Annotated in this window: 9 protein-coding genes; 7 read left to right on the top strand and 2 right to left on the bottom strand. The window is 60.4% G+C overall.

Translation table 11 applies throughout. The features are described 5' to 3' along the window. Positions 1 to 31 precede the first annotated feature (31 nt). The 5 genes from ahcY to BLR41_RS20080 all read left to right on the top strand — a co-directional run bounded on the left by ahcY (position 32) and on the right by BLR41_RS20080 (position 7104). A complete protein-coding gene (gene ahcY, locus BLR41_RS20100) occupies positions 32 to 1495 on the top strand; it encodes an adenosylhomocysteinase (protein WP_092631522.1) in 1464 nt (487 codons plus the stop codon). A gap of 169 nt (positions 1496 to 1664) precedes the next feature. Next, positions 1665 to 2294 carry a helix-turn-helix domain-containing protein gene (locus BLR41_RS20095; protein ID WP_218120277.1) on the top strand — a complete coding sequence of 210 codons (630 nt, stop codon included), beginning with the start codon at positions 1665 to 1667 and terminating at the stop codon, positions 2292 to 2294. 45 nt (positions 2295 to 2339) lie between these two features. Next, positions 2340 to 3329, top strand: a complete 990-nt coding sequence (gene mtnA / locus BLR41_RS20090) for an S-methyl-5-thioribose-1-phosphate isomerase (protein WP_092631516.1) — start codon at positions 2340 to 2342, stop codon at positions 3327 to 3329. 590 nt (positions 3330 to 3919) lie between these two features. Further along, positions 3920 to 4579 carry a response regulator transcription factor gene (locus tag BLR41_RS20085; RefSeq protein WP_092631513.1) on the top strand — a complete coding sequence of 220 codons (660 nt, stop codon included), beginning with the start codon at positions 3920 to 3922 and terminating at the stop codon, positions 4577 to 4579. A gap of 659 nt (positions 4580 to 5238) precedes the next feature. Then, on the top strand, positions 5239 to 7104 hold the full coding sequence (locus BLR41_RS20080) for a fluorothreonine transaldolase (protein ID WP_092631510.1): 1866 nt from the start codon (positions 5239 to 5241) through the stop codon (positions 7102 to 7104). 107 nt (positions 7105 to 7211) lie between these two features. Here the strand turns inward: BLR41_RS20080 and BLR41_RS20075 are convergent, their stop codons facing one another. Both BLR41_RS20075 and BLR41_RS20070 read right to left on the bottom strand, forming a co-directional pair. Then, positions 7212 to 8021: an amidohydrolase family protein gene (locus BLR41_RS20075; protein WP_218120275.1), complete on the bottom strand. Its 810-nt coding sequence runs from the start codon at positions 8019 to 8021 to the stop codon at positions 7212 to 7214. Then, the gene (locus BLR41_RS20070; protein ID WP_092631508.1) at positions 8018 to 8455 is read right to left on the bottom strand and encodes a thioesterase family protein; all 438 of its coding nucleotides are present in this window, start codon (positions 8453 to 8455) and stop codon (positions 8018 to 8020) included. The genes BLR41_RS20075 and BLR41_RS20070 overlap by 4 nt, the downstream gene beginning before the upstream one ends. A 298-nt stretch (positions 8456 to 8753) precedes the next feature. On the opposite strand from BLR41_RS20070, the gene BLR41_RS20065 reads away from it, so the two are divergent. Together BLR41_RS20065 and BLR41_RS20060 are read left to right on the top strand one after the other, a co-directional pair. Further along, positions 8754 to 9485, top strand: coding sequence for a YwaF family protein (locus BLR41_RS20065; RefSeq protein ID WP_092631505.1), 732 nt, complete (start codon positions 8754 to 8756; stop codon positions 9483 to 9485). 208 nt (positions 9486 to 9693) lie between these two features. Beyond that, positions 9694 to 10677 carry a YeeE/YedE thiosulfate transporter family protein gene (locus BLR41_RS20060; RefSeq protein WP_092631502.1) on the top strand — a complete coding sequence of 328 codons (984 nt, stop codon included), beginning with the start codon at positions 9694 to 9696 and terminating at the stop codon, positions 10675 to 10677. The last annotated feature ends 78 nt before the right edge of the window (positions 10678 to 10755 follow it).

The following is a 10755-nucleotide window of genomic DNA, read 5'->3' as shown; positions in this document are numbered from 1 at the left end:
TGCCCGATTGAGGAAACGAGGAAGGGAAATCATGAGCCCGAAGTTGCAGAAGGCAGGGAATATCGAGTTCGCTATCGCGGATCCGAAGTTGGCCGAGTCCGGCCGTCACCAGATCCGGCTGGCTGAACACGAGATGCCCGGCCTGATGGCGACTCGCCGGGAGTACGCGGACAGCAAGCCGCTCAAGGGTGCGCGTATCGCGGGTTCGCTGCACATGACCGTGCAGACCGCCGTTTTGATCGAGACGTTGGTGGAGCTGGGTGCCGAGGTGCGCTGGGTGTCCTGCAACATCTTCTCTACCCAGGACGAGGCCGCCGCGGCCGTGGTGGTTGGCCCGAACGGCACGCCGGACAAGCCCGCCGGTGTCCCGGTGTTCGCCTGGAAGGGTGAGACGTTGGAGGAGTACTGGTGGTGCACCAACCAGCTGTTCCAGGGCTTTTCCGACAACCGTGGTCCGAACATGATTCTGGACGACGGTGGCGATGCCACCATGCTGGTCCAGAAGGGCGTCGAGTTCGAGACGGCCGGTGCTGTGCCGCAGCCGACCGAGGACGATCCGGACGAGTTCAAGGTCGTGCTGTCGGTGCTGCGTGAGAGCCTGGCCAACGACAAGCAGCGGTTCACCAAGGCCGCCAAGGAGATCAAGGGCGTCACCGAGGAAACCACCACCGGTGTGCACAAGCTCTACGAGCTGGTCAAGTCCGGTGACCTGTTGTTCCCGGCGATCAACGTCAACGACTCGGTCACCAAGTCGAAGTTCGACAACAAGTACGGCTGCCGCCACTCCCTGGTGGATGGCATCAACCGTGCCACCGATGTGCTCATCGGCGGTAAGGTCGCTGTGATCTGCGGTTTCGGTGATGTCGGCAAGGGTTCGGCCGAGTCGCTGCGTGGCCAGGGCGCCCGGGTCATCGTCACCGAGATCGACCCGATCTGCGCGCTGCAGGCCGCGATGGAGGGCTACGAGGTCAAGACGATGGAGGAGGTCGTCGACACCGCCGACATCTTCATCACGACCACGGGCAACTTCGACGTCATCACGGCCGAGCACATGAGCCGGATGAAGCACAACGCCATCGTGGGCAACATCGGCCACTTCGACAACGAGATCGACATGGCCGGTCTGGAGAAGACCCCCGGCATCACCAAGACCGAGATCAAGCCGCAGGTGCACGAGTTCACCTACCCGGACGGGCACGCCGTCATCGTGCTGTCCGAGGGCAGGCTGCTCAACCTGGGTAACGCCACCGGGCACCCGAGCTTTGTGATGTCGAACTCGTTCACCAACCAGACGATCGCCCAGATCGAGCTGTTCAACAAGACCGACGAGTACGACCGCGACGTCTACATGCTGCCCAAGCACCTCGACGAGAAGGTCGCCCGGCTGCACCTGGACGCGCTCGGCGTCAACCTCACCAAGATGACCAAGGCCCAGGCCGAATACATCGGAGTCGACGTCGAAGGACCGTACAAGCCGGAGCACTACCGATACTGAACTGATCAAGAACTGAAGTTTTCGACCACGACGGGAGCAGCCACGCCGTACATCACCAAACGGACCTGTCGCGTGCCGAACCGATCGTCGTCCGTACCAGGAGACACCGCCAGCGAGTACCGAGTGGCGATATTGCCGCTGCCCCGCACCGGACACTACTATGTGCAGCGTGAACGGGGACAAACCTGTGGGGCTGGTGCCGGAGAACTCACTGGACGAGCTTACGCAGGAGCACATAAGCATCATCGCAACTCGAATTCGCTCAATGCGGATGGCTCGCGGAGTCACCATCACCGAACTCGCTCAACAAGCGGGTTTCAGCAAATCAACCCTGTCCACGATCGAAGCAGGTACGGCCAACCCGACGATAGAAACACTGTCCGCCGTTGCCCAGGCTCTCCGGTTGCCGCTCGGTGATCTGCTGGTTCCGTCTGACGGGCCGAGTCCCACGGTGTCCCACAGGTCGTCGGAGGGCAGCCTGATGAGCTCCGATTCCTACAAACAGGAACGTCTCCAGCGGATCGTGGGGAACATGGCCGTCGAGACGTGGCGGCTTCGGCTGCGAGGGATCGGGCAAAAAATCGAAAGTCCGCCGCACTCTGCCGGAACAATTGAACACATTTTTGTTGCATCGGGTGAGTTGTCCCTCGGTCCGGTCAGCAGTCCGCAACGAGGCGCCCAAGGTGACTTCATCGTCTTCTGTGCCGATGTTTCTCATTTCTACGAGGCGATCAGCTCGGAGGTCGACACGGTTCTGACCATGACCTACCCCACGGTCGGTGATTCTATGACCGAGTAGTGCCCCAGGCCCGACGCAGCAGAGAACTTCGACCAGGAGGTTGTAGTGAAAAGCGTCGCCTGGGAATCTGGAAAAATAATCGCCGTGAATCAAGCGGCGTTGCCGCATCACTGTGAGCAAATCGAGATCACCACGGTCGATCAGCTGATCGGTGAATTGCGGAGATTGTCGATCAGGGGTGCGCCCAGTATCGCCGCGGCAGGTGCTTTGGGAGTGTTGCTGGCAGCGACCCGGTATCAACGGGACGGAGAACTCGATACGCTCGAAATCGAAAGCGAGGCGCGACGGATCGAATCCGCTCGGCCAACCGCGGTCAATCTCAGCTGGGCGGTACGCAGAATGATCACTTCCCTGGACGGGGGGTTGTCAGCACTCGCTGACGAAGCCAATGCCATCCTTGGGGAGATAGCGGATTCCAACGAGACCCTCGCACGTATCACCGCGGACTTCTTGGTCGAACAGGTCGAGACCTCTCCGACCCGGGTCATGACACACTGCAACACCGGCTGGTTGGCGACTTACAGCACCGGTACCGCGCTTGGCGCGATCATGGAAATGTACTCCCGCGGTACACTCGCGCACGTTTACTGCTCCGAGACCAGGCCGCTGTTGCAAGGTGCGCGGCTGACAACATGGGAACTGGACATGGCCGGGATCCCGCATACGCTCTTCGTCGACTCGGCAGCTACGCATCTCATCGGAAGAGGTTGTATCGACTGCGTGGTCGTCGGTGCCGACCGCATCGCGCGCAACGGTGATACGGCCAACAAGATAGGGACCATGCAGTTGGCGGTCGCTGCGCGTCACTTCGGTGTTCCTTTCGTGGTCGTCGCACCTTACTCCACCATTGACCTCGAAATATCAACCGGTGACGATATTCCTATCGAGCAACGTTCCGAGGAAGAAGTTATTATTACCGGTGATAACGGATCCGCTGTCCTGTCCACCGATGTCGAGAATCCTGCCTTCGATGTCACTCCCGCAGAGCTCATTACGGCCGTTATCACTGAGGAAGGGATTTACGGGAGAGGCTGAAATCAGTTTTGTGACGTGGTTCCCGGTCTTTTCCTGACAGGCATGGTTGCTGGTGGATCAGGTTGTTCTCGTGGGATGCCCGACGGGCGACAGGTGGACAGCCGGAGCGTGCCGGCTACCGGATGGCGGATGCCGGTCGGGTAGCAGCGTCGAGGCGCTAGAAGGTCATGGAGGGTGTCGGAGGGCGGCCCCGCGGGGGTGGCCGAGTGACTCGAAAACTGGTGTCGGTGCGGTGCTGGTCCCTCCCCCCACACCTGTGAGCGTTCGGACGGTGTGCATGTTTGACCGGTTGTTCGGCGGTGTGGTTCGGCTGTCGGTCCTGGTCGATGTTGGGATCGTTGCAGTTCAGGGGGCATGTGATGTAGTGAACACATAGTGTAACAAGCTTGTTGTCAAAACGGCGCACAGCTCTGTGCGCCGTACCGGCCAAGTATTTTGCACTGCTGCGTATCTTCTTACGGCGGAACGCGGATACTGCGCTTGCAGTACAGTATTGTGTTTCCACCTTTTGGTGGTATCAAACCGCGAAAAAATATGCAAAATATCACAGAAGAGCACGGTAGTATGCCGGATCTTTGTAGGGGATTTGAATGGCCGTGACCGCAGGTTTGAACTTGGTGCTCATCGATGGCAATACATTATTTCGGCAAGGCGTTTTTCGTATTCTTCAGGCTTGTCCGGATTTTTCCGTTTCGGCTGAGTTCGCAAACATGGATGATGCCGCGCAGTCGCTCGACGTCATGGAAAAAACCGATGTAGTCCTTGTTGACGGGGATTTGCTCAGGGAGTCTCCATTCGAGAGATTTTCGACCCTTCGTTTCATGTCGCCGCATGCGAAGATAATCGTTCTCCACAGTGGAGGGAATCCTCGTCTGCTTGCTTTCATGCTGCAGGCCGGCGCCGAAGCTTACGTGTACAAAAATTCGACATCCGAAGAATTGATCGGAACCATAAGATCCGCCAGCTCGCACAACGATCACGTGATCATCAGTGTTTCGAGGTCCGATTCGAAGCAGTTGTACGAGAAATCAGGACTCTCCGTGCGGGAGCGGGAGATACTGGCCATGGTGGCGAAAGGTTCCAGCAACAACGAAATATCGCGAAGGCTTTACATTACCGTCGGCACGGTGAAGAGGCATCTCACAAATATATATTCCAAGCTGCAGACGAAATCACGTACAGAGGCGGTGAACAAATCGTTGGAGATGGGGGTGTTGAGCTTCGATCAGATCGTTTCCCACCGTGACTAGATAAGTATATCGTCCATTGATCCTGGAAAGACCACTCCGGGAGGAATCCCTGTGGTGCTGTGCTGGACGCGGCCACGAGGGTTCCGATGCTCAATGAGGTGATTCGCTCGTCCTCGCCGGTCAGATGCCGTTGTTCGAACGTGGTGCTTTCGGTTCAAATCCTGTGCGCCTGTGCGCGGCGGAGGCAGTTGGGTCGAGACCGGCTGTGGTGGGAGTAAGCAGTAGCGGTGCGTGACGGGCCTTCTCTCGGGAGTGCACGGATCGGTCCGTGTGGTCGGCTGGGTGTCTCACTCCGGTACGCGGGCCGAACGACTCGGAATACGGGAACATGGCGAAACGTCTCTGTGGGTTGCCCGGTTCGGGTCCCCTGCTCACGTGGGTGAACTCCGCTATATCGACTGTCGCTCTTGATGATTCGGACACAGTGGATCAAACGGTTCACCGCACACCGAGGAGTGGTTACCCCGATACGCCTCCTCGGGAGGAGACGGTCGGTCTGCCCTGATTTTGCGAGGGTGCGCCTTCACCGTGGTCACATTTTCGACTACTACCCCTGGCATTCAAAAATGTACTCTCGGCTTCGTTGACAAAGCGAACGGCTGCCGCTTTAGAATTGATGCATTCTTCACGTCGCTAACGTCGAAAGGGATGGGATTTAGGTGCTTTCGCGGGAAAGAGAACCGCTTTCATTGTCGGAAATATCCCGGTTGGTGAGTTCGGAGGAGAAGAGGTCCGAATCCGTTCTGCATCTCACGGCGAACGAGACTGTTCTCTCTCCGTTCGCTCAGCAGGTTCTGTCCAGTCCGCTCGCCAATCGCTATTTGCTAGAACATCTGGACATGCGTCAGGATTCTCCGTCGCGTCTCAATAATTTCCTGTTTCGCGGTCTCGACGGAATCAATCACATCGAGGACTCGGCCTCCGAGGTGTGCAATCGGATGTTCGGTGGGGCGTACGCGGAGTTCCGCTGTCTGTCCGGGTTGCATGCCATGCAGACAACATTTTCCGCGTTGACGAGTCCGGGAGATAGGATTATGCGCATCTCCACGAAGGATGGTGGTCATTTTCTCACAGAGTTGATATGTAGAAGTTTCGGCAGGGAGAGCTGTACCTATGTCTTCCGCGATATCAGCGAGATCGACCTTGAGAGAACCGAGGAAGTGATCGAAAGCGAGCGCCCCGCGTTGCTCTACATCGACGCGATGAACTATCTGTTTCCGTTCCCGGTGCGTGAGCTCAAACGTATGGCAGGCGGGGCGCCCTTGATATACGACGCCTCCCACACGCTCGGTCTGATCGCTGGTGGGAAGTTTCAAAACCCTCTGGAGGAAGGAGCCGACGTACTCCAGGCAAATACGCACAAAACATTCTATGGGCCCCAGAAAGGTCTGATTTTGGGGAGAGATCGCGGCCTGATGGAGCGAATCAGCTACGTTTTGTCGAACGGCATGGTCAGCAGTCAGCACACCGCCTCGACGCTCGCATTGTTCATCGCGTTGCACGAAACCTATTACGAAGGTGCGAACTACGCGCAGCAGGTCTTGGACAACGCTCAGTACCTTGCCCGTGGGCTTGACCGACGTGGGGTCCCGGTCGTGGCGAAGAGCCGCGGCTTCACCCGGAACCACATGCTGTTCGTCGACACGAGAGACATCGGCAGCGGCCCGATGCTGATGGATCGTCTGCTGGCCGCGAACATCTCGGTCAATCGCAGTCCCGCTTTCAAGCATGTCGATGCTCTACGGCTCGGAGTTCAAGAGGTCACTCGGAGAGGATGGGGCGCAGCGGAGATGGACCAAGCCGCTGAATGGATAGCTGATGTCCTCTTCGAGCGTGTCGATCCGGTTCGGGTTCGAGCGGAAGTCGAAAGCTTCGTCGGGGTGCGTGATCAAGTATACTTTACAGGAGCCGACCGCTCGGATCCGGTGGAGGGATTTCCCGCCGCCTCGGCTCCGAATGTGTCTCAGTACAAGAAGAGTAAGCGTTGGATCGATATATCATTGACGCGCGAGACCCTCGATCATCGAGACCACTTCCAGGAGCTGGAAGATGCCAAGAAGCTCGGTCGTCTGGGCGGTGGTTTTGCTCATCAGACCGATTCAGCCGGTAATATCAGCTTTCTGGCCGAGGGAAGGCAATACGTCACTCTCAGCGGCGCCTACATCAAAGACCTCACCGCGGAGGACTTCGTCGAGATCACACGAGCGGAGGGAGACGGTCTGCGTTGCCGTGGACTCGGACCTGCCTCCGTGGAGGCGTACATGCACCATTTGCTCGCGATCCGACTGTCGGCCGGTTTCGTCGTCCACAATCATTTTATACCAGATGCTGATCTGGACAAGCTCGGTGTGTCCGTCATACCGCCACAGGAGTACGGCAGTGTGGCGCTGGCCGAATCGGTGGCGGAAGCTGCCGAATACTCCCAAAAAATCTACGTACGACGTCACGGACTCGTTTTCTGGGCACATTCTTTCGACGAGGCTTACGAAATGATCAAAGATACCGCCGATGCGGTGACTCGTTGAGTGGTGGAAACGTCCGGTGCCGCTACATCGGTGGAGCAGGCATGTCCGGACGAGGTGCCCACCCCGTCGTGACGCCGTATTCCGAGGTGGTACCAGCGCACCTGGTTCTACTTCGGTGGATCGGTGAACGCGGGAGGGCGGTAGAGGTCCACCGCGTTGTCGTGCAGCACTCGATTCGCCTGTGATTCCTCGAAGGTTTCGCGTACCAGGGTGATGTCACTGTCCCGGAACGGTCGGGGAGCCCGTGTCGATGGCAGGTCGGTGCCGAAAATGAGTGCGTTCTCGTTGACATCGGCGATGGCGCGCATGGCGGTGGGGACATCACCTGTGAAACGTCCGAACCCGGTGGCTTTCACCCGTGCGCCGCGCTCCACCAGCCGCAGCAAGTGATTCAGTCCGTCGGCATTGAGCCCGAGGTGGTCGATGCTGACCGCGGGGAGAGCTGCCAAGGTCGGTGCGAGCTCGTGCAGCTCCCGCGCATCGACGTAGCACTCGACGTGCCAACCGGCTATCTCGTGTACGCGTCGTGCGAGTTCGTCGAGTTGATCGAGTGGCGTTCCGCCGCCACGTCGGGCATTGAACCGCACCGCACGTACTCCGGCATGTTGCAGTTCCAGAATCCGTTCGTTCGTCACATCGGCCGGTAGTTGGGTCACACCGACGAAACCAGGCCCCAGCCGAGCCAGTGCCTCACACAGGTATTCCTGGTCGAACTCCTGGAACGAACCGGAAACCACCGCGCCGCCCGTGACGTCGAGATGCGCGGTGTGCGTGGTGTAGTCGTCGACCGTGAAAGTGGGTGGCACGTACCCCTGGTTGGCGGTGACGGGGAAGCGCGGGTCGATGATGTGGAGATGGCTGTCGAACAGCCCCCCGTTACCCGGACCGGGGGTCGATTCCCGTTCTGGTGCATTCACTTGCTGGTGTCTTCCGTTGTCGCTTGCTTGCTCGCCGCCCGGTCGCTGAAACGCTCGGTGTTGATGACGCTTCGCTGATGTCGACCACGGCAAATCGTATCGACGCCGTCGTCCGCCGTGACCGTGAACGTCAGCTGTTTCCGATTCACGGCGACCAACTCCACATCGACTGTCACCTCCAGGCCGGGTGGGGTCGCTGCTTCGTGGCTGAGATCGACGTGGATTCCGACGGTCTGCTCCTCCGGCCAGTCCAGATGGGGGATAACTGCCTGGATACAGGCCCACTCCACCAGGCCGACCAGAAAACCCGTGGCGAATACACGCGGCATGTGCTGAAACTCGGTGGCTTCGGGGTAGAGAGCCGGTACGGTCTTGGTTTCAGGCACGGTAAAGCTCAACCGGTGCTTGAGACCCTCCTGCAGTGATTCCTTCATCGTGACCGTCTCCCCAACGTGGGCACCTCGTCCTTCTGAGACCGCGTCACCACCGCTGTTTCGCGCCGATGCGGTCCGACACGGCCCTGTGAGGATTGTAGGAGAGATCAGGTATTTTGTTGGTAACGGATCAGTCACAAGGCGTGAGAGACGCTGGTTCCCAGCGGCATACAGCATCCCGGCGCCGTTCGCATGACCGGTTGCTTCGACGTACCTGAGTCGGTCTCGATCGCTGGTCGGAGACCTCGTCGCGTGTCCTTGCGCGTGCCTCGTCCGATTCCACTGGCATCCTCACGCTGTGAGCGCATCGGTCGAGGCGGAAACGTTTACTCCTTACGGCGTCTCCCACTGGGTTCTTCTCGGGGTGGCGGCAGTGGGGGCGGTGCTGCTCGTCCGGGCCGGACGCCGACAGCGCGGAACGCGCTCGGAGGTGCTGTTCGCCAGGGCGTTCGCGTTGTTGTTGGGGTTGTTCGCCGTGGCGATGCAGATCTACCGAGTGCTGCCGTCGCAGTGGGACATCGATGTCTCGCTGCCGTTGCACCTGTCCGACTTCACCTGGATCGTGGCGGTTTACGCGTTGTGGACGCGGCGGCAGTGGGCGTACTCGCTGACGTACTACTGGGGGCTCACGCTCAACCCGCAGGCCATGATCACTCCGGCGCTGGACGCTCCCGGTTTTCCGCACGTCGACTTCGTCGACTTCTGGACCCAGCACATCCTCGTGGTGTGGGCAGCGATCTATTTGACCTGGGGTTTGGGGCTGCGTCCCGGCTGGCGCAGCCTGGCGAACACCGCCAGCGTCACGGTGGCGTGGGGCGTGGCCGTGTTCGGGTTCAACCTGCTCACCGGGGCCAACTACGGTTTCCTCAACGCCAAGCCCGCCAACCCCTCGCTGCTGGACGTCATGGGGCCGTGGCCGTGGTACCTCGCCGTCGAGTTCGCGGTGGGCATCGCGGCCTGGGCGCTGATCACCTGGCCGTGGACGCGCTCGGCCGAGCGGTCGGCGCGGTGCGCCACACCGGCGAAGTGAAGCCGGTGCGGAGTCCCCACACAGGCGAGTGGCCTCCGGGGAGCTGATTCGTTCGGCCATCGCGGACGATGCCCCGAGCCCCGCGCGGAGCTCGGGGCCCAGTAGCTTCCGCGTGACACCCCCGAGTCGGATTCCGTGCCGCGTGAGGTCGCGTCCGCATATGATGGCGGCGCCGAACAGCACCGGACCGTAGTGAGTGTGATGCGGCATGATCCTGGCGATGGTCACGGGACTCGTAGCCGGGGTGCTCTTCGGCTACGTACTGCAGCGAGGCCGGTTGTGCTTCCACGCGATCTTCGCCGGGATGTACGAACGAAGATTCGCCCTGGCCCGCGCTTGGTTGCTCGCGGTGGCGTTGACCTCGGTCGGCCTGACGGTGCTGTACGCGACTCCGGTGGGGCGAGGTCTCAATACCGGCCTGCCGCTGAATCCGGTAGGCAACCTCCTCGGCGGTCTGATCTTCGGTATCGGTATGGCCGTGGCCGCCAGTTGCGTCTCGGGCCTGTTCTTCAAGCTCGGCTCCGGCATGCTCGGCGCTCTCGTCGGGCTGGGCGGGTGGGCATGCGGCGAGCTCGCGGCGAGCAGGGTGCGACTACCGGGGCCGACGGTACTGCCGGGCGGAATCGACGGGACGTTGCCGGGTGTGCTGGGCGTTCCCCGTGCGGTCGTGGCGATACCGTTCGCGGCGTTGGTGGTCGTGCTCGGTTGGCGATGGCGCGGGGGTGATCATCGGCAGTACGCCTGGCAGTGGCGCTGGCCCTTCGCGGGCGTCGCTCTCGCCGTGGTCGCCGTCGCATCGTGGCTACTGGCCGGGTTGGGAGGAGCGAGCTTCGGCGCGAGCACCGTGGGTGCGGTGAGCGGTGTCGCGGCGGGCGATGTCAATTGGTGGCTCGTCACGTTCCTCTGCGGAATCGTCCTCGGCGGATTCCTCGCTGCCCGGACGGCAGGAGGATGGTGGTTGCGCGGTGAGACACGAGTGCGCTATCTGCGGTTGCTGTTCGGGGGCTTCCTGCTCGGTTTCGGTGCGTTGCTCGCGGGCGGTTGCAACCTCGGCCACGGGCTTTCCGGTACCGCGCAGCTCAACGTCTCCTCGTGGCTGGTCGTGGTCGCCTTCGTAGTGGGAATCGGGCTGACCAGGAAGGCGCAACGAGTGTTCTCGGCTCCGCCGATGCTCTCGGAGAAGACCTATTGAGCCGGCGTCGAGGTGGCGGACCTCATCCCACAAAACTGTCACTGATTGACATTAGTCATCAATTGACACAAAATGTCG

It is taken from the genome of Actinopolyspora mzabensis (assembly GCF_900101095.1).
Lineage (GTDB): Bacteria > Actinomycetota > Actinomycetes > Mycobacteriales > Pseudonocardiaceae > Actinopolyspora > Actinopolyspora mzabensis.
The sequence above is the reverse complement of the archived record's forward strand: the minus strand, read 5'-3'. Positions and strand labels throughout refer to the sequence as shown.